Origin of the sequence: Novosphingobium silvae (assembly GCF_009856825.1) — a bacterium.
In the GTDB taxonomy this organism is placed as follows: Bacteria; Pseudomonadota; Alphaproteobacteria; order Sphingomonadales; family Sphingomonadaceae; genus Novosphingobium; species Novosphingobium silvae.
In genome coordinates this window covers 551596-569275 of the sequence record NZ_WVTD01000001.1, presented here as the reverse complement: position 1 = coordinate 569275, position 17680 = coordinate 551596, and the positions used below count along the sequence as shown (strand labels likewise).

At 68.0% G+C, this 17680-nt stretch carries 19 protein-coding genes; 13 read left to right on the top strand and 6 right to left on the bottom strand.

Features of this window, described 5'->3' with window-relative positions; all coding sequences use genetic code 11:
* The first annotated feature begins 9 nt into the window (after positions 1-9).
* The 9 genes from GR702_RS02775 to GR702_RS02735 all read left to right on the top strand — a co-directional run bounded on the left by GR702_RS02775 (position 10) and on the right by GR702_RS02735 (position 9275).
* A complete protein-coding gene (locus GR702_RS02775; protein ID WP_160984393.1) occupies positions 10-1320 on the top strand; it encodes an MFS transporter in 1311 nt (436 codons plus the stop codon).
* A gap of 96 nt (positions 1321-1416) precedes the next feature.
* A complete protein-coding gene (locus tag GR702_RS02770) occupies positions 1417-2820 on the top strand; it encodes a PAS domain-containing protein (protein ID WP_160984392.1) in 1404 nt (467 codons plus the stop codon).
* A 155-nt stretch (positions 2821-2975) separates the two neighbouring features.
* Positions 2976-4337 carry a M48 family metalloprotease gene (locus tag GR702_RS02765; RefSeq protein ID WP_160984391.1) on the top strand — a complete coding sequence of 454 codons (1362 nt, stop codon included), beginning with the start codon at positions 2976-2978 and terminating at the stop codon, positions 4335-4337.
* 40 nt (positions 4338-4377) lie between these two features.
* A complete protein-coding gene (locus GR702_RS02760; RefSeq protein ID WP_160984390.1) occupies positions 4378-5076 on the top strand; it encodes a DsbA family protein in 699 nt (232 codons plus the stop codon).
* A gap of 92 nt (positions 5077-5168) precedes the next feature.
* Positions 5169-6332 carry a sensor histidine kinase gene (locus tag GR702_RS02755; RefSeq protein ID WP_160984389.1) on the top strand — a complete coding sequence of 388 codons (1164 nt, stop codon included), beginning with the start codon at positions 5169-5171 and terminating at the stop codon, positions 6330-6332.
* A gap of 46 nt (positions 6333-6378) precedes the next feature.
* A complete protein-coding gene (locus GR702_RS02750) occupies positions 6379-7176 on the top strand; it encodes a LytR/AlgR family response regulator transcription factor (RefSeq protein ID WP_160984388.1) in 798 nt (265 codons plus the stop codon).
* 73 nt (positions 7177-7249) lie between these two features.
* Complete coding sequence (gene nadC / locus GR702_RS02745; RefSeq protein ID WP_160984387.1) at positions 7250-8125, top strand: carboxylating nicotinate-nucleotide diphosphorylase; 876 nt, start codon at positions 7250-7252, stop codon at positions 8123-8125.
* Complete coding sequence (locus tag GR702_RS02740) at positions 8122-8574, top strand: hypothetical protein (RefSeq protein ID WP_160984386.1); 453 nt, start codon at positions 8122-8124, stop codon at positions 8572-8574. Before nadC ends, GR702_RS02740 begins: the two co-directional genes overlap by 4 nt.
* Complete coding sequence (locus GR702_RS02735) at positions 8571-9275, top strand: ribonuclease T2 family protein (protein WP_237449502.1); 705 nt, start codon at positions 8571-8573, stop codon at positions 9273-9275. Before GR702_RS02740 ends, GR702_RS02735 begins: the two co-directional genes overlap by 4 nt.
* A 21-nt stretch (positions 9276-9296) precedes the next feature.
* Here GR702_RS02735 and GR702_RS02730 read toward each other — a convergent pair whose 3' ends face one another.
* Positions 9297-9752: a nucleoside deaminase gene (locus GR702_RS02730; protein ID WP_160984385.1), complete on the bottom strand. Its 456-nt coding sequence runs from the start codon at positions 9750-9752 to the stop codon at positions 9297-9299.
* A 116-nt stretch (positions 9753-9868) separates the two neighbouring features.
* Between GR702_RS02730 and rpmB the strand changes: the two genes are divergently transcribed.
* Complete coding sequence (rpmB, locus tag GR702_RS02725; RefSeq protein ID WP_160984384.1) at positions 9869-10153, top strand: 50S ribosomal protein L28; 285 nt, start codon at positions 9869-9871, stop codon at positions 10151-10153.
* Between the two features lie 122 nt (positions 10154-10275).
* On the opposite strand, the gene GR702_RS02720 is transcribed toward rpmB, so the two are convergent.
* The 4 genes from GR702_RS02720 to xseA form a co-directional block, all read right to left on the bottom strand.
* A complete protein-coding gene (locus GR702_RS02720) occupies positions 10276-11271 on the bottom strand; it encodes an esterase-like activity of phytase family protein (protein WP_337192508.1) in 996 nt (331 codons plus the stop codon).
* A 77-nt stretch (positions 11272-11348) separates the two neighbouring features.
* Positions 11349-12191: a M23 family metallopeptidase gene (locus GR702_RS02715; RefSeq protein WP_237449526.1), complete on the bottom strand. Its 843-nt coding sequence runs from the start codon at positions 12189-12191 to the stop codon at positions 11349-11351.
* Positions 12192-12266: 75 nt separating this feature from the next.
* A complete protein-coding gene (locus GR702_RS02710; protein WP_160984383.1) occupies positions 12267-12470 on the bottom strand; it encodes a DUF2093 domain-containing protein in 204 nt (67 codons plus the stop codon).
* 21 nt (positions 12471-12491) lie between these two features.
* Complete coding sequence (gene xseA / locus GR702_RS02705) at positions 12492-14024, bottom strand: exodeoxyribonuclease VII large subunit (protein WP_160984382.1); 1533 nt, start codon at positions 14022-14024, stop codon at positions 12492-12494.
* A 5-nt stretch (positions 14025-14029) separates the two neighbouring features.
* On the opposite strand from xseA, the gene purD reads away from it, so the two are divergent.
* Genes purD through GR702_RS02690 form a run of 3 tightly spaced genes read left to right on the top strand, consistent with a single transcriptional unit; the run spans position 14030 to position 17133 of the window.
* Entirely contained in the window at positions 14030-15313 is a 1284-nt protein-coding gene (gene purD, locus GR702_RS02700; protein ID WP_160984381.1) for a phosphoribosylamine--glycine ligase, read from the top strand.
* Positions 15306-15833: a hypothetical protein gene (locus tag GR702_RS02695; protein WP_160984380.1), complete on the top strand. Its 528-nt coding sequence runs from the start codon at positions 15306-15308 to the stop codon at positions 15831-15833. Before purD ends, GR702_RS02695 begins: the two co-directional genes overlap by 8 nt.
* Positions 15834-15891: 58 nt before the next feature.
* A complete protein-coding gene (locus tag GR702_RS02690) occupies positions 15892-17133 on the top strand; it encodes an alkaline phosphatase family protein (RefSeq protein WP_160984379.1) in 1242 nt (413 codons plus the stop codon).
* A gap of 35 nt (positions 17134-17168) precedes the next feature.
* Here the strand turns inward: GR702_RS02690 and GR702_RS02685 are convergent, their stop codons facing one another.
* On the bottom strand, positions 17169-17675 hold the full coding sequence (locus tag GR702_RS02685; protein ID WP_160984378.1) for a 3'-5' exonuclease: 507 nt from the start codon (positions 17673-17675) through the stop codon (positions 17169-17171).
* Positions 17676-17680: the final 5 nt, after the last annotated feature.

The following is a 17680-nucleotide window of genomic DNA, read 5'->3' as shown; positions in this document are numbered from 1 at the left end:
CCTTGGAGGGTGCATGGCAAAGAGGACGCGATAGAGCACGCCGTCGAGAAGACGGTGGAGGTGACGACCGCCGGACTGGCCCCGCCACCCGCGCGCGGCAGCACGTTCTCGCCTTTCCGCTATCCGGTGTTCCGCGCGATCTGGACGGCCAACCTGTTCTCCAACCTGGGATCGACGCTGCAGGGCGTGGGCGCGGCCTGGCTGATGACCGAGCTGACCGCCTCGCACCAGCTCGTCGCCCTGGTGCAGGCCTCGGCCACGGTCCCGATCATGCTTTTCGGCGTGTTCGCGGGCGCCATCGCCGACAACTACGACCGGCGGCAGGTGATGCTGGTGGCGCAGGTGGGAATGCTCGTCGTCTCCTCCGCTTTGGCGGCGCTGGCCTATGCCCATCTCCTCAGCCCGTTCCTGCTGCTCGCCTTCACGCTGAGCGTCGGCATCGGCACTGCGCTCAATTCGCCTGCCTGGCAGGCCTCGGTGCGCCAGCAGGTGGAGCCGCGCGAGATACCCCAGGCGATCGCTCTCAACTCCATCTCGTTCAATATCGCCCGGTCCGTCGGACCTGCGCTGGGCGGGCTGCTCATGTCCATCTGGGACGTGTCCTTCGCCTTTGCCATCAACGCGGTAAGCTACATCGGGCTGATCGGCGTGCTCCTGTGGTGGCGGCCCGAGGCCCGGCCGGTGCAGGCAGACAGGCGCCCGATCCTGCCCGCCGTGGCGGTGGGCATCCGCTTCTGCGCGGCCAACCGCCCACTGCGCCGCCTGCTGCTGCGCGGTTTCGCGCTGGGCTTCAGCCTTTCGGCCTACCAGTCGCTCCTGCCCGCCGTGGTGAGCGGCAACCTTCGCGGCACCGAGCTCGACTTCGGGCTGATGCTGGGTCTCTTCGGCATCGGCTCGATCATCGCCGCGCCCCTTACCGGCACCATCCGGCGCCGCATCGGGCTGGAGGGCATCCTGGCGCTGGGCGCGGGGATGTTCGTGTTCTCGATGTCGCTCGTCGCCGAAGCGTTCGACATTCGCCACGCCCTGCCCGCCGCCTTCGTGGCGGGGCTGGCCTGGGTCATGATCCTGACGACGCTCAACACCGCCGTGCAACTGCGCTCGCCCGACGCGATCCTGGGCCGGTGCCTGTCGATCTACCAGGCGGTGACTTTTGGCGGCATGGCGGTGGGATCGTGGATCTGGGGATCGGTGGCCGACTGGAAGGGACTGCCGTTCGCGCTCCACGCCGGCTCGATCTTCCTCGCGCTCTCCTTCGTGCTCCTGCGCATCGTCGCGCCGCTGCCGAAGCCGGGCGAAGGCGTGCTGAAGCAGGATTGAAACAGCCGATCGGTGTTCGCCGCGCGGGCGCCTTAAAGGTTATTTCACCATGGTCGCGCACAACGGGGTTCCTACAGGGGCGAGTCGGGATACGGCATGGACAATCTGCGCGGTCAGTTTTCGGGGGATGACGAGCCCACCCAGCCGGCCCCCGGCGACGACGGCTCCACGGCGGACGGCTCGGCCGGGGCTGCCATAGCCGATGCCCCCCGCGCACCGGCGAAGGGGAACGACGAGCGGCGCATGCAGGTGCGCGCCTACAACTTCTGGGCAAGCCTCTTGGGCACCCGCGCCTTCCCCGACGTCGCCGACCTCAAGCCCGAGACCCTGCCCGATTTCGGCCCGCGCAGTGTCCTGCTCGACTTCACCCAAGGACTCGAGAGCCCCGCGATCGCGCATCTGGGCGCCCTGCTGGCGCAGGAATGCGAGACCGAAGAACCGCTGCGCACGCTCGATGCCGTGCCCAGCCGCTCGCTGCTCTCGCGCATCACCGACCACTACATGCAGATCCTCGCCAACGAGGCGCCGATCGGGTTCGAGGCCGAATTCGTCAACCACGCAGGCGTGACCATCCTCTACCGCGGCATCCTCCTGCCCTTTTCAAAGGGCGAGGACGAGGGCTCGGGCCGGATCGATTACATCTACGGCGTAATCAACTGGAAGGAGCGTGCGGGCCCCCTTGGTGACGAGGCACCCAAGCCCGCGCCCGCCCCGGTGCTCGGAGACGACAGCCAGGACGTGCGTCCCGCGATGCTGCGGGGGCTCGAGCCGCTTACCGAGTGGGCCGACGGACCTGCCGACCTTGGCATTTCGCCTGTCGACGTCTTTGCCCCTCTCGAACTGCCGCCCCCCGGCTTTGCGATGGACGCCGAGCCCACCTCGTTCCAGCCGGAACACTTCGCCCTCGCCGACTGGCTGGCCTCCGCGCGCGATCTGGCGGCGCAGGCGCGCGGGTGCGAGGAACGCTCGCGCCAGGCCCTCTACGATGCGGTCGGACGCGCCTATGACTTCGCCCTTGCCGCCGCGCAGGCGCCCGAGGACCTTGCCGAACTGCTCGAGGATGCCGGGATTGCGGAGCAGTCGCGCACGCCGATGCTGCCGCTGGTCAAGCTCGTATTCGGGGTCGATTACGACAAGACCCGGCTCGCCGAATATGCCGCCGCCGTCGCTCAGGCCGAGCGCCTCGGCCTTGCCCGGGGAACGCTGGCGGACCATCTCTCCCGAACTCCGGGCGGCTTGAAAGCCATGGTGCGGGCGGAACGCAGGGCGCGGCGCGGCGAGGAAGGAGCGGCGCCGGGATCGCTCTCGAGCGAGCGGGAACGTCTGGCGTCGGACCTGCGCGCCATGACCACCCGCCCGCTCGGCACCTTCGCAGACGATGGGGAAGAGTTCACCGTCCTCGTGGCGCGCCGCCTGCCTGGCGGCGAAGTCGTGCTCGTGGGCGAGGTGAGCGGGGACGACGCCCTTCTCCAGCGCGCGGCAAGGCACTTGCTGGGCTGAATACCCGCGTGGCCTTTGGCTTGGCCGGTCTGAAAGGAACGGGACCGGGCCGGGGAATTGTTGCAGCCCTTCCCTCGCGCCGCCGGGCTCTCTAGACAGGGCCCCTCATACCGGCTTCATCGCCGGTTAAGCCCTCTGGCCCCCAAAGAGGACCGATGCCGAAGCTGCGCCTTCCCGCACTGCTGCTCGCGACGATCGCCCTGCTGGGGCTGCCGGGCGCCCCGGCAGCCGCGCAGTCGATCCTGCGCGACGCGGAGACCGAGGCGCTTCTGCACGACATGGGCGCGCCGCTGATCAAGGCCACCGGCCTTGGCGTTAACAACGTCGATATCGTCCTCGTCAACGACATGTCCGTGAACGCCTTCGTCGCCGGCGGCCAGGCGGTCTATGTCAACGCGGGCCTCATCAACGAGGCCGACACCGCGGCCGAGGTGCAGGGCGTGATTGCGCACGAGCTCGGCCACGTCACGGGCGGACATGCGGTGCTCAACATGGGCGGCAAGAGCGCCACCAACATCTCGCTGCTTTCCCTGCTTCTGGGCGCGGCGGCGGCGGCCGCCGGGGGCGGCGAGGCGGCGATGGGCGTCATCATGGCGGGCCAGCAGGCGGCCATGGGCAAGTACCTTGCCTATAACCGCTCGCAGGAAGCCTCGGCCGATGCCGCCGGTGCGCAGTACCTTTCCGCAGCCGGGATCAGTGGGCGCGGCTCGCTCGACTTCTTCAAGAAGCTGCAGAACCTGGAATTCCGCTACGGCTATCGGCCCAAGGACGGCGACGAGTTCTATTCCAGCCACCCGCTCACCGCCGATCGCATCACCACGCTTCAGGACACCTACGAGGCCGACCCCGCTTGGACGAAGCCGGACGATGCCACCATCCAGAAGCGGTTCATGCGCGCCAAGGCCAAGCTCTATGGCTATCTCGCCAGCCCGCGCGAGGTGCTGCGCAAGTATCCCGTCACCGACAAGTCGGTGCCCGCCCGTTATGCACGCGCCTATGCCTACCACCGCGAATCACAGTTCGACCTTGCCCGCGCGGAAACCGAGGCTCTGATCGCAACCGATCCGGACGATCCCTACTTTCTCGAACTGGACGGGCAAATCCTTCTGGAAGCGGGCAAGCCGGCACAGGCCATGGTTCCGCTGCGCAAGGCGACCGAGCTTTCGGGCAATTCGCCGCTGATCGCCACGCTCTTCGGCCACGCCCTGATCGCGACGGAGGACCCGGCGAACTTCCGCGAAGCGCAGAGCGTGCTCAAGACCGCTGTCGCGCGCGACCGCGAGAATCCCTTCGCCTGGTACCAGCTGGGGGTCATCTACGCCGCCAACGGCGACTTGCCCCGCGCCTATCTTGCCAGCGCCGAGCAGCAGGTGCTCGCCGGGCGAATGGAAGAGGCCCTGCGCAGTGCGCAGGCCGCCGAGGCGGGGCTGCCCTCCGGCACCCCGGACTGGCTGCGCGCACAGGACATCGAGATGCAGGCGCGCGCCGAACTGGAACAGGACAGGAAGCGCCGCTAAGGCCCGCTTCACGCCGCGCGCACCAACCGACAGGAATACAATGGGCAACGCTTCCAAGTTTGCAATAATCGCCGGATGCCTCGTGCTGGTGGGTGTCGGCGGGTGGTACGGCGGGCGCGCCGCGGTCGAGAATGTCGTCCATGACTACATCCTGGGCCATCCCGAGATCCTGCCCCAAGCGATGGAGAACCTGCAGAAGCGCCAGGCCTCGCAGGCGCTGGCAGGCGTGCGCCAGAACGTGGAGACGCCTTTCCCGGGCGCTGTCCTGGGCAATCCCAACGGCAAGGTCACCCTGGTGGAGTTCACCGATTTCGCCTGCGGATACTGCCGCCAGAGCCTGGGCGACGTGGCGCAGCTCATCCGCAAGAACCCCGATCTGCGGATCGTCGTGCGCGAACTGCCGATCATCAGCCCGCACAGCCCGGATGCCGCCAAGATGGCGCTCGCCGCCGCCGAGCAGGGCAAGTACGCGCAGTTCCACGACGCCATGTTCGCCGCCGGGCAGGTCGATGGTCCCACGATCGATGCGGTGGCGCGGCAAGTAGGCCTCGACATGGATCGCGCGCGCCGCATCTCCGCGAGCCCGACGGTGGAGGCCGAACTTGCCCGCAATCTCGAGATCGCGCAGCGGCTCGGCTTCTCCGGCACGCCAAGCTGGATCGCGGGCGAACGCCTGATCGCCGGCGCCGTCGGCATAGAGCAGCTTTCCGAAGCGGTCGCCGCCGCGCGGGGGAACTGAACGTCGCCGCTTCCCGCCCGCGCGACCGGGTCGTCCGGGAAATCGGCCGAGCACGTTTTGCAACCGTCTAAAGGTTCGGCTAGGCTGGTCAGATGAGCGTCCTGCCCATTCAGCCGATCCCCTTCTTCGCCGACAAGGACAAGGCCTTCTGGCGCCTCCAGATCATCGGCTGGGGCGGGGCCATGGTCCTGCGCACGATGTCGACGCTGGCGAACAACCTGCCGCTCGCCTCGCTCGTCCTGGTGCTGATCGCGACGATCACGGGCTTTTCCATATCGCTCGTGCTCTCGGTGATCTACCGGACACTGATTTCCAAGCGCGCCCTCGTCACCTGGGGGCTCACGGTCCTGATTCTGCCCTTCGCGGTGGGGCTTCACGCCTTTATCGACGCCTGGGTGATCTCGCTGTGGCGGACCGAGGGCGACGCCAGCTTCACGCAGCTGTTCCTGGGCGTGTTCTACCTCGACGCGACGCTGCTGGGCGCCTGGACGGCGCTTTACTACATGGTCAACTTCTACCTCCAGGTGGAAGAACAGAACGACCAGCTGATCCGGCTCGAGAACCAGGCCACCAGCGCCCAGCTCGCCATGCTGCGCTACCAGCTGAACCCGCACTTCCTGTTCAACACGCTGAACTCGATCTCCACGCTGGTGCTGCTCAAGCAGACCGAGCCCGCCAACGCGATGCTCAGCCGCCTCTCCTCGTTCCTACGCTACACGCTGGTGAACAAGCCCTCGGCCCGCGTGACCGTGGCGCAGGAAGTGGAAACCCTGCAGCTCTACCTCGATATCGAGCGCATGCGCTTCGAGGACCGGCTGCGCACGACGTTCGACATCGATCCCGCCACCCAGAGCGCGCTTCTGCCCTCGCTGCTGCTGCAGCCGCTGGTGGAGAATGCCATCAAGTACGCCGTCAGCCAGCAGGAAATGGGCGCCGAGATCACTATCGCCTCGCAACTCGTCGGGCCGATGCTTCGCATCACCGTCTCCGATACGGGGCCGGGCTTGCAAAGCCCCACCACCGACAACAGGTTGTCAGGCATGACCTACGATGGAGGGGAGCCGGTATCGACCGGCGTGGGACTAGCCAACATCCGCGACCGCCTGTCGCAAGCCTACGGCGAAAATCACCGTTTCGAGACGATAGAGCCGCTCGAGGGCGGGTTCGCCGTTGTCATCGAAATCCCCGTCGATCGCCGCGAAACCATCGAGGACATGACCGAGCCACAGCGCCAGCCCGTTTCGGCGGCGCGATGAAACCTTTTTGGCCCGCACGCGTTTGGCGGGCCGGAGAAAGACACACATGACCATCCGCACGATCCTTGTCGACGACGAGAAACTCGCCATCCAGGGCCTGCAGCTTCGGCTCGAGAAATACCCCGACGTCGAGATCATCGACACGTGCGCCAACGGCCGCGAAGCCATCCGCAAGATCAAGACCGAAAAGCCGGACCTGGTCTTCCTCGACATCCAGATGCCCGGGTTCGACGGTTTCTCCGTCGTCAAGGGCGTGATGGAGATCGAGCCGCCGCTGTTCGTCTTCGTCACCGCCTATCAGGAGCACGCCGTTCGCGCCTTCGAAGCGAATGCGGTGAACTACCTGATGAAGCCCGTGGACGAGAGCAAGCTGGACGATACCCTCGCCCGCGTGCGCCAGCGCCTCTCCGAGAAGCGCTCCTCCGAAGAGGCGGAAAAGCTCAAGACCGTGCTGGCCGAAGTGGCGCCCGATGCGGTCGACCACATGCCCGAGGAAGCCGATCCGGGCTCCGACCGCTACGAGAAGCTCATCAACATCAAGGATCGCGGGCAGATCTTCCGCATCGACGTGGATTCGATCGAGCATATCGAAGCTGCCGGCGATTACATGTGCATCCGCACCGCCGACAATTCGCTGATCCTGCGCGAAACGATGAAGGACCTGGAACGCCGCCTCGATCCGCGCGTGTTCCAGCGCGTCCACCGCTCCACCATCGTCAACCTCAACCAGGTCCGCCAGGTGAAGCCGCACACCAATGGCGAGTGCTTCCTGGTCCTCGATTCGGGTGCGCAGGTGAAGGTCTCGCGCTCGTACCGCGACGTGATCGCGCGCTTCGTCCACTAGTCTAGGCGCACGCGTCCGCACGGGCTCTCCTGCCCTCTCGACAACCTGCGGATAACGCGCAAAGAACGCGGCCATGACCCACTTTGCGCTTCCCGCACTCGACCCGGCCGCCTTCGATCTTGCCGCATTCGTCAGCGCCACCCTCGCCGAAGATCTTGGCGAGGGTTTGCCGGGCGGTGGCCGCGACGTCACGTCCGAGAGCGTGATCGACGCGGACGCCCGGTTCTCCGGCGTCATGGACTCCCGCGATGCGATTACCGTCGCGGGCCTGCCGATCGCGGCGGCGTTCTTCCGCCAGCTCGACCCGGCGATGGAGATCGATATCCTCGTCGAGGAAGGCGCGCAGGTCTCGCCCGGCACCAACCTCATGCAGCTGAGCGGCAATGCGCGGGCCATGCTCACGGGCGAGCGCAGCGCCCTCAACACCGTGCAGCACCTCTCGGGCATCGCCACGATGACGCGCCAGTACGTCGATGCGATGAACGGCAACGCCACGCTGCTCGACACGCGCAAGACCATTCCGGGCCTGCGCCACCTTGAAAAGTACGCGACCCGGATGGGCGGCGCGAAAAACCACCGCATGGGCCTGTGGGATGCGGCGATGATCAAGGACAACCACGTCCTTGTCGCCGGCGGCGTCGGCCCGGCAGTCGCGCGGGCGAAGGCAGCGGAGGTCGCGCAGATCATCTGCGAGGTCGACCGTCTCGACCAGATAGAGCCGGCGATCGCGGCCGGCGCGCACCACCTGCTGCTCGACAACATGGGCCCTGACATGCTGCGCGAAGCCGTGGCTCTCGTCTCCGAGCGCGTGCCGACCGAAGCTTCAGGCGGCGTCAACCTTTCCACCATTGGCGCGATTGCCGCCACGGGCGTGACTTACGTCTCGGTCGGCCGCCTGACGCAAAGCGCGCCTGCAGCCGACATCGGACTGGATTTCACGCCGCTGTGACCTCCGACGAGGGCATGCGCAATCGCCCCAAGGTCATGCATCTGTTCAGCCGGTTGCTGCTTGCCGGCATCGGCTGCAACGTCGCGGCGATCCTGCTTTACCACGACCGCTTCCGTGCCGAGGCCGTGGCGGCGGGCCAGTCCGGCGCAGCCTGGCTTCTCTCGATCGTCTTCGTAGTGACGCTCTTCGGGTTCCTCTGGTGGCGCATCGCGCGCCGGGCGGGCAATCTCGCAAGGTGGCTGTTCATCGCGCTGAGCGTCACCAGCCTGTGGGAGATCGGCAAGTTCTATCGCCTGGGGCTGAAGTACGGATGGTTTTACGGCGTGCTCATGGTCTGCTCCTACCTTCTCGTCGCTGCGTGCAGCGCGATTCTCGTGCGCCGCGATGTCTCCCGCTGGCTTCGCAGCCGTGCCAGGACCGGCGAGATCGATCCGGACGTATTCGCATGACCCGCAGCGGATGGGCCGCTCTCGCCGCCACCGCCTTCATGCCCGGCTTGGCTTTAGCGCAGGCCTATCAGTGTCAGCTGCCGCCCCGGATCGCGCCGGTCCGCCCTGCCGTGCCGAGCGGCCCGGTGCGCCGCACGTCCATCGGCGCCTACACGCTCGCTGCCAGCTGGTCGCCCGATTACTGCAAGACGAGCGGCGATACCCGCTCGCTGCAGTGCTCGGCAAAGCGCGGCCGCTTCGGCTTCATCCTGCACGGGCTCTGGCCCGAGGCGGCACGCGGCCCCTCGCCTCAGTGGTGCGCCCTTAACCCCGTGCCTTCCCCGCAGCTCTTGCGCGAACATTTGTGCATGACCCCCTCGCCCGGTCTGCTGGCCCACGAATGGGCGAAGCACGGCAGTTGCATGGTGGGAACGCCGGAAAAGTACTTCCGCGTGAGCGCGATCCTCTGGCGCTCGATCCACTGGCCCGATGCGGACCGCCTCTCGCGCCGCAAGGACCTGACGGCAGGCATGCTGCGCGACGAATTCCTCGCCGCCAACCCCGGATGGAAGCGCGAATCGGTGGGCATCGAGGCGAGTCGCAAGGGCTGGCTGCGCGAACTGCGCCTCTGCTACCGCGCCGATTTCCGGCCCGGCCGCTGCCCGCCCGCGCGGTTCGGCCCGGCCGACACGGCTCCGCTGAAGATCTGGCGCGGGCTCTGACCGGGAAGCGGAGGTGCGCCCTCAGCGCCGCTCGCGAAAGAAACCGCGCAGGAGATCCGCCGATTCGGCCTCGCCGATGCCTGCGTATACCTCCGGCCGGTGAAGGCACTGCGGATGCTCGAACACGCGTGCCCCGTTCTCCACTGCCCCGCCCTTGGGATCAGACGCCCCGTAATAGAGACGCGCGATCCGTGCGTGGGCGATCGCGCCGGCACACATGGCGCACGGCTCCAGCGTGACCCACAGCTCGCATCCTTCGAGCCGTTCGTTGCCCAGGATGCGGGCGGCGGCGCGAATCGCCTCGATTTCGGCATGGCTGGTCGGGTCGTGCCTTTCGCGCGGGCCGTTGCGCCCCTGGGCCAGGACCCGGCCCTCCTTAACGACGACCGCGCCGATCGGGACTTCCCCCGCCTGAGCAGCCTCGCGCGCTTGCGCCAGGGCGAGCGCCATGTATTCGGGAAGGGGCCAGCGAGTCATGATTTCGCGCTAGCGCGTCAAAAACCTGTGCGCAACTTGACCTCGCGTGGCAGAATCGCTAATGGCGCGCCTTCCCGTGATCCACGGCATCCGATTTTTTTCGAGCGAGAGTAGACATGTCCCGCATCTGCGAACTGACCGGCAAGGGCCGCCAGGTCGGCTGCAACGTCAGCCACGCCAACAACAAGACCAAGCGCGTCTTCCTGCCCAACCTCCAGAACGTGACGCTTCTGTCGGAAGGCCTGGACCGCAGCTTCAAGTTCCGCGTGTCGACGCACGGCCTGCGTTCGGTCGAGCATAACGGCGGCCTCGACAACTGGCTGCTGAAGACCTCGGACACCAAGCTTTCGCCGCGCGCCGTCAAGGTGAAGCGCGAGCTTAAGAAGCAGCAGGCCGCCTGATCCGGCTGCCCTCCTTCGGGAGGGCACGATCGGCATTTGCCTGAAACGGCGTGCGGGACTTCGGTCCTGCGCGCCTTTTCGCTTTGGCTTGCCATGTTTCTGCGTTCCCTGAGCCGGCCCGCCTAGCGTGGCCACGGCAGCTTCGCCGGATCCACCGAAAGACGCCAGAGCAGCGTGCGCTGATAGTCCGCGTGGTTGTCGTCCGAGATCAGCCAGACCGACAACCTGCCATCGGCGCGGGGCTCGATCGTCATTCCTTCCAGATTGTCGATCGGCAGGACAGACGCCAGCCGCGCCACTTCCTTGATGCGCCAGACACCGCCTTCGCGAATCAGGCGCGGGTCACCGATCGCAAGCCGCGAGGCGAATCGCATCGGAAAGGGCCAGATCAGTCGCCGCATCAAAACGAGCACGCGCCCGTCGGGTATCTGCGCCATGTCCGTCACCGAGAAATGGTGCGGCCCTTCGATCGTGAAGCGCACGGGCTTGCCGCCCGCGATAGGATCGCGCGGGAACAGCAGCCCCGGGTTGCCGGTGCTCGCAAGGAAACGCCCCTGCACCTCGCGCACCGTGAGGAAGCGGCCGTCGGCCAGCCGCACCAGACTTTCCGGTCCACTGTTGAGCCCCCAGTGGCGCATCCCGGGCGGCCGCGCCCTGCCGTTCATCACCAGTCGGCGGTCGAGGCGGATGATTTCGTTGCGGCCTTCCAGTCCCACCCAGAACTGTCCGCTCGCCGGATCGCGCGTGGCCGACTCGACGTCGTTGAAGTCCTTGCTGCCCTTTGCGCTGAGCTTCAGGTCCCGCGCGCCGGGACCGGGTCCGGCCCGGTCGGGCGGGGTGAAGCGCAGCAGAGCGCCGCTGTCGCTGATCGCCACCCAGCGCTCGCCCGGCATGGCCAGCAGCGCCGAATAGCCGCCGAACCGAACGGAGCGGCTTTGCAGATGCCAGATGCGCTCAAGCCGGAATGCTCCCAGCCGCGCCGTCTCGCGCCGGGGCGGCAGCGGCAGCGCCTTCACCTTGAGGTTGAGCGGAAAGATCGGCTCCGGCGGCTTTTCACCGTGAGCCCACGTCATGGCGAGCAAGCCGATCAGGCCGATGGAACCGATGATGCGCTGCACGCGCGCTGCCTAGCGGCTTGGAACCCGGGCGCAAGACAGTTCGCGACCAGCGCCTGAAATCAACGGGGGAGAAGCTTTCAATCCGCCATCGGGCCGGTGAACAGCAGCGGGTCGAGCCGCGCCTCGTTCCACTTGATCGACCAGTGCAGATGCGGGCCCGTCGCGCGGCCGGTCATGCCGATGCGGCCGATCACCTGGCCTTGCCGCACGTGCTCGCCTTCCTTCACCAGGATCTGCGAGCAATGCAGGAACGCGCTGTTGAGGCCCATGCCGTGGTCCAGCATCAGCAGGTTGCCTTCGAGAGTGAAAGGCCGGTCTGCCGCCAGAATCACCACGCCGTCCGCAGGCGCCACGAAGGCTGTGCCGCTGGCCCCGGTGCTGACATCGAGGCCCGAGTGATAGGCGGCGGGCTCACCCCGGTAGACGCGCTGCGAGCCGAACCGGCCGGAAATGCGTCCCGTGACCGGCCAGACGAAGGCCTGCCGCCACCCTTGCGCCTGCGTCGGCATCGCCCGCGCCGCAGCGATGCGGGCGAGTTCCGGGCGACGCAGGGCCATGAAGGCTTCCGAAGGGCCGCCGGGCTTGCGGGCTACATTCACATGCTCGATCCGCCAGTCCCGAGGCTGCACCGCCACGCGCTGCTCGCCGATCGTGCCGTTCGCCAGCACCGTGCGCAGCACCGCCTGCGGCCCTGCATCGCGATCGAAAGCGGCAAACCACGTGCCGTCCGCCGCCACCTTCACGGGCGTGCCATCCAGCGAAAGCGTGCGCATCCCCTGCGGCAGCGTGCCGCGGATCCAGCCCCCCTGCGTGAGCTGTCCCGAGAAGGGCAGCAGTACCGCCTGTGCGGGCAAGCTCGGGGCAACGGGCGCGGGGACCAGCGGCCCGCCGAGAGAAGCAGACGCCGCGCGCAGCATCATCGGCACCGCCAGCGCGGTGCCGACCGCCACGGCGACCAGCAGCGCGAATACCCGCGAGGGTGCGCTCACAGCCGGTCAGGCCTGGCCGATCAACCGCTTCGTCGCGATTTCGGCGCTGGCGTAGGGCTCCTGCCGCTCGGCGCTCCAGTAACGGAGCAGTTCGAGCGGGATCTTCTCGCCGGTGACGGCACAAGTGACGTAGTGGCCCGCGCTCAGCACGCGGAAGCCGTTGGGGCCGTAGGCGAGCTTGGCGGGGCGATCTGCGGAGGACATCAGCATGGCTGCATGCTTAGCAGACCATCACGATCCGAACAAATCGTCCTGTCGCGGCGAACTTGGCGCCGGTCGCGCCGGTCGCGAGGGTCGCGAGGGTCGCCGCGGGGAAGTGGCCGGGGCCGGAGCCGGGGAAGCGGAGGTATCGGCAGCGGGGCCACCGGGCGTCACCGCAAGCTCCCCGTCGCGGAACTCGATCACCAGACCTGCTTCGCGCAGCGCCGCCTCGCGGCTCGTCACGGTCTTGCCCGAGGGCGCCTTGACCAGGGCATAGCCCCGCTGAAGCGGCAGGCGGGGATCGAGCTGGGGCAGGACCCGGGCGTAAGGGGCCAGCGCATCGCGCGCGAGGTCGCGCCGCCTCTCGAGCAGGCGCGGGACGAGGCCGATGCGGCCCAGCCGCTCGTCGCAGGCCTGAACCCGGTGGCGCAGCAGCGGAAGCGAAAGCCGCCCGGCGGCATGCTGCAGTTGCCGGGCCTTCGCCGTCGCCTCGTCGCGAAGGCCGCGGCGCAGGCGCTCGGACAGTTCGTGGAGCTTCTGCGCCTTGCTGGCAAGGATCGCCTCGGGCCGGGGCAGGCGCTGGACCCGCGCTTCCAGCCGCTCCCGCCCGAGCGTAACCGGGCGCAGGGCGCAGCGCCGCTTGCGATGAGCCAGGTCTCCAAGCTGCGCCAGCAGCTCGGCGCGCACGGGCACGGCCATTTCGGCCGCGGCCGTTGGCGTAGGCGCCCGGCGGTCGGCCGCATGGTCGCACAAGGTGGTGTCGGTTTCGTGGCCCACCGCCGAGATCACCGGAATGCTCGATTCGGCGACCGCGCGCACGACGATCTCCTCGTTGAAGCTCCAGAGGTCCTCGATCGACCCGCCGCCGCGCGCGACGATGACGATGTCGGGGCGCGGCACCGGTCCGCCGGGCGCGATGGCGGAAAAGCCGCGCACCGCATTGGCTACCTGCGCGGCCGCGCCCTCTCCCTGCACCAGCACCGGCCAGACCAGCACCCGGCTGGGGAAGCGGTCGGCCAGGCGGTGGAGGATGTCGCGGATCACCGCGCCAGTGGGCGAGGTGACGACACCGATGGTTTGCGGCAGGAACGGCAGCGCGCGCTTGCGTTCCGGGTTGAACAGTCCTTCGGCCGCGAGGCGGGCGCGCAGTTTCTCGAGCAGCGCCAGCAGCGCGCCCTCGCCCGCGATCTCCATAGTCTCGATGACGATCTGGTATTTGGAGCGGCCCGGATACGTCGTCAGCTTGCCCGTGGCGACGACCTCGATCCCGTCCTCGGGCCGGAAGGCGAGGCGCTGCGCACCGCCTTTCCACATGACCCCGTCGATCACCGCCTTGTCGTCCTTCAACGCACAATAGAGGTGGCCGGACGCCGCGCGCTTGACGCCGGAAAGCTCGCCGCGCAGGCGCACGAAGCCGAAGCGGTCCTCCACGGTGCGCTTGAGGAGGTTGGAAATCTCGCTGATCGAGAGCGGTGCGGCGTTGTTCCCCGCCGTCTCCTTCGCTACCAGCCCGCCTGAACCGTCGGCATGGTCATCGTCGTCGAAGAACGGATTGGAAGGCACGGGAAATGAACATCCTGCTATTGGGCTCGGGCGGCCGCGAACATGCGCTGGCGTGGAAGCTGGCGCAATCCCCGCGCTGCGATAGCCTGTGGGCCGCGCCAGGCAACCCCGGCATCTCCGAGGTCGCGACATGCATCGACCTCGACGCGCAAGACCACGGCGCGGTAATCGCCTTTTGCGAGGCGAACGTGATCGGCCTCGTCGTCATCGGGCCCGAAGCGCCGCTGGTGGATGGCCTTGCCGATTCGCTGCGGGGCGAAGGCTTCGCGGTGTTCGGGCCCAGCCGCGCGGCCGCGCAGCTAGAGGGATCGAAGGGCTTCACCAAGGACCTTTGCGCGCGCGCGGGCATCCCGACCGGCGGATACGAGCGCGTATCCTCGCAGGAGGCGGCCCTTTCGGCGCTCGCAAGGTTCGGCGCGCCTGTCGTCATCAAGGCCGACGGCCTCGCCGCAGGCAAGGGCGTGACGGTCGCCATGACCATGGCCGAAGCCGAGGAAGCGGTGCGCGACATCTTCGCCGGCCGCTTCGGTGAAGCAGGCGCGGAAGCCGTGATCGAGGAGTTCCTAGAGGGCGAGGAAGCCAGCTTCTTCGCGCTGACCGACGGGTCCACCATCGTCCCCTTCGCCTCGGCGCAGGACCACAAGCGCGTGGGCGACGGGGATACCGGGCCCAACACCGGCGGCATGGGTGCCTACAGCCCGGCTCTCGTGCTCACGCCCGAACTGCAGGCCGAGGCGATGACCAAGATCATCGCGCCCACCGTGCGCACTCTGGCGAACGAGGGCATGCCGTATTCGGGCGTGCTGTTCCTGGGGCTGATGCTGACAGCCAAAGGCCCGCAGCTGATCGAATACAACTGCCGCTTCGGCGATCCGGAATGCCAGGTCATGCTGATGCGCCTCGAATCCGACCTTGTGGAACTGCTCCACGCCTGCGCCGAGAACCGGCTGGCCGCGATCGAACCGCCGCGCTTTTCGGACGATGTGGCGCTCACCGTCGTCATGGCCGCGCGCGGCTATCCCGGCACGCCCGAGAAGGGCGGCGCGATCCGCGCGATCCCCGAAGCCGAGGCGCAAGGCGCCAAGGTCTTCCATGCGGGCACTGCGCTCGTGGCGGGCGGGCTGGTGGCGAACGGCGGGCGCGTGCTCAACGTGACGGCGCGGGCGGGCTCCGTCACCGAGGCGCAGCGCCGCGCCTATGCGGCGGTGGACGCGCTGGACTTCGACACCGGCTTCTGCCGCCGCGACATCGGGTGGCGCGAAGTGGCGCGCGAAAAGGCCGATGCCTAAGAACCCGGACACCATCCTGAAGCTCTCGCTGGCGGCGGCGGCGTTGATCGCCGGTGCGGGCGTGGGCTATCACTACGGCATCTACCTGCCGGCGCAGGACCTGCGCCGGCAGACGCAGGCGATGGCGGCCGAGCAGGCCAGGGCCGAGGCCGAGCACAAGGCGCTGACCGAGCGCGCCGCGCGCGAGGCGGCGGCGCAGACCGAATACCAGGACTGCACCGCTTTCGCCGAAACTTCCTACAAGGCGCGCTGGACGATGAGCTGCCGCAGCCTCCACGATGCGGACCTGGCTGCCTACGAGGACTGCGCCGACAACCTCTTCGCCACCGAGGAAGGCTGCCGGGCCAAAGTGCCGGTGCGCCCGGAACGCGACTGCGCCCTGCCCGCGCAAGTCGCCGATGCACTCACCCGTGCGCGCGACGAACGCAAGTCGCAGTGCCTGGCGAGGCTGGAAGCCATGCAGCGGGGCCGCCCCGCTTCCCCATTGCCGCCGACAGGGGATGCGACCGGCCTTCCCTGAGAGCGCGGCGAACCAACTTGCAATCGCATCGTCATGATTGCCGACCTAAAGGGCGGGCATGACAAGACTTTTCGCTTTCCTTGCCGCCGCCTTCGCCGCTCTTCTGCCCTCGCTGCCGGTTCACGCGCAGGCGTCGAAAGACGCGGTGACCATCCTTGTCTCGATAGACGGTTTCCGCGCCGACTACCTGGACCGGGGAGTGACACCCCATCTCTCGGCCCTTGCCCGGCACGGGATCAGCGCCGCCATGCGCCCGTCCTTCCCCAGCAAGACCTTCCCCAACCACTGGGCGATCGCGACGGGCAAGGTGCCCGACCGCAACGGCATCGTCGCCAACCGCTTCGAAGACCCCCGCCGCCCCGGCGAAGTGTTCACCATGGCAAGCCAGGACCCGTTCTGGTGGGGAGAGGCCGAACCCATCTGGGTCGCGGCGGAGCGCCAGGGCATCCGCACGGCGGCGATGTTCTGGCCGGGTTCGGGTATTGCCTGGGGCGGTGCCTATTCGGCCAAGCCCTTCCCCAGCACCGAGGGCGGAACCCGCCCGCAGGACTGGCAGCATTTCGACGGTGAAGTGACCGCCACGCAGCGCGTGGAAACCGTACTCGACTGGATGCGCCGTCCCGCCGACATACGTCCCCGCTTCGTCACCCTTTACTTCGACACGGTGGACACAGCAGGCCACCGCCATGGGCCGGACGATGCACGCACCACACAGGCGATCGCCGAGGTGGACCGCAGCATCGGCTCGCTCGTCGAGGGGCTTCGCAAGCTCGGCCGCGAGGCGAACCTCGTCATCGTCGCCGACCACGGGATGGCGGCGATTTCCGGCGAGCGCCACGTGACGCTGGACACCATCGTGGACGCCTCGCTTTACCGAGCGGTCGAGACTGGCCCGTTCGCGTCGCTCTACCCGACCGAAGGCAACGAGAAGAAGCTCGCCAAGGCGCTGCGCGGCCGCCACGAACACATGGAATGCTGGCCGCGAGAGGAGATCCCGGCGCGCCTGCGCTACGGCTCCAACCCGCGCGTCGCGCCGTGGTTCTGCCTTGCCGAGGTGGGCTGGATGATCGTGCCTGCCCGGCCCGAGGAGCCGGTCACGGGCGGGACGCACGGCTATGACAACGCCGCGCCGCAGATGGCTGCGCTGTTCGTGGCGGCAGGGCCCGCCTTCGCTCCGGCCGGTCGCCTCGCACCCTTCGACAACGTGGACGTGACGGCGCTGCTGCGCACGCTGCTGGGAATGCCCGCCGATCCCGACGCCGACGGCAACCTGGCCGCGTTCGGCAAGGCGCTGCGCTGAGGGAGCGGCAGCTATCGGGAGGAGGATGGGCCGCCTTAGGCCGCCTGTCCTTCCAGCAGCAGCTTCACAACCAGCGCCAGCCGCTTGGCGTCTTCACGGGCAAGGTGCTCCTGTGGCAGGCGCCGCTTCGCCTCTTCCAGCGCGGCGACGACCTGGGGGCGGGTGAAGCCCTGCTCGCTCATGAACTCGCCGAGGTAGCGCACCGGGAAAGGCAGCGGCTCGCGGATCGCATGGCACAGGACTTCGAGCCAGTATTCGTCGAGATCGGCATCGGCGTAGACATTGCAGCCGCGCACGAAGTCGATCATCTCGGCAAGGACCTGCTGCGGCGGCAGGCCCTCGCTCTCGAGCATTTGCGGGCTGATGCCGTGAAGCGCCTCGGCCTCGTCCGACCAGTCCCAGTAGCGCCACGCCTCCACCGGGCGGATCAGCCATGCCCGGCTGGAGCCGTCGATCCGGGCCACCGCGACCTCGATGGGATAGGACTGCCCGTATTCGGGCAGGCAGCTCGCCTCGAAGTCGATCAGTGCCGGACAGCTCAAACGGT

Coding starts and splice junctions, on each gene's coding strand:
- GR702_RS02770 (WP_160984392.1), top strand. CDS start 1,417: ATGGACAATCTGCGCGGTCAGTTTTCGGGGGATGACGAGCCCACCCAG.
- GR702_RS02765 (WP_160984391.1), top strand. CDS start 2,976: ATGCCGAAGCTGCGCCTTCCCGCACTGCTGCTCGCGACGATCGCCCTG.
- GR702_RS02760 (WP_160984390.1), top strand. CDS start 4,378: ATGGGCAACGCTTCCAAGTTTGCAATAATCGCCGGATGCCTCGTGCTG.
- GR702_RS02755 (WP_160984389.1), top strand. CDS start 5,169: ATGAGCGTCCTGCCCATTCAGCCGATCCCCTTCTTCGCCGACAAGGAC.
- GR702_RS02750 (WP_160984388.1), top strand. CDS start 6,379: ATGACCATCCGCACGATCCTTGTCGACGACGAGAAACTCGCCATCCAG.
- nadC (WP_160984387.1), top strand. CDS start 7,250: ATGACCCACTTTGCGCTTCCCGCACTCGACCCGGCCGCCTTCGATCTT.
- GR702_RS02735 (WP_237449502.1), top strand. CDS start 8,571: ATGACCCGCAGCGGATGGGCCGCTCTCGCCGCCACCGCCTTCATGCCC.
- GR702_RS02730 (WP_160984385.1), bottom strand. CDS start 9,752: ATGACTCGCTGGCCCCTTCCCGAATACATGGCGCTCGCCCTGGCGCAA.
- rpmB (WP_160984384.1), top strand. CDS start 9,869: ATGTCCCGCATCTGCGAACTGACCGGCAAGGGCCGCCAGGTCGGCTGC.
- GR702_RS02715 (WP_237449526.1), bottom strand. CDS start 12,191: ATGATGCTGCGCGCGGCGTCTGCTTCTCTCGGCGGGCCGCTGGTCCCC.
- GR702_RS02710 (WP_160984383.1), bottom strand. CDS start 12,470: ATGCTGATGTCCTCCGCAGATCGCCCCGCCAAGCTCGCCTACGGCCCC.
- purD (WP_160984381.1), top strand. CDS start 14,030: ATGAACATCCTGCTATTGGGCTCGGGCGGCCGCGAACATGCGCTGGCG.
- GR702_RS02695 (WP_160984380.1), top strand. CDS start 15,306: ATGCCTAAGAACCCGGACACCATCCTGAAGCTCTCGCTGGCGGCGGCG.
- GR702_RS02690 (WP_160984379.1), top strand. CDS start 15,892: ATGACAAGACTTTTCGCTTTCCTTGCCGCCGCCTTCGCCGCTCTTCTG.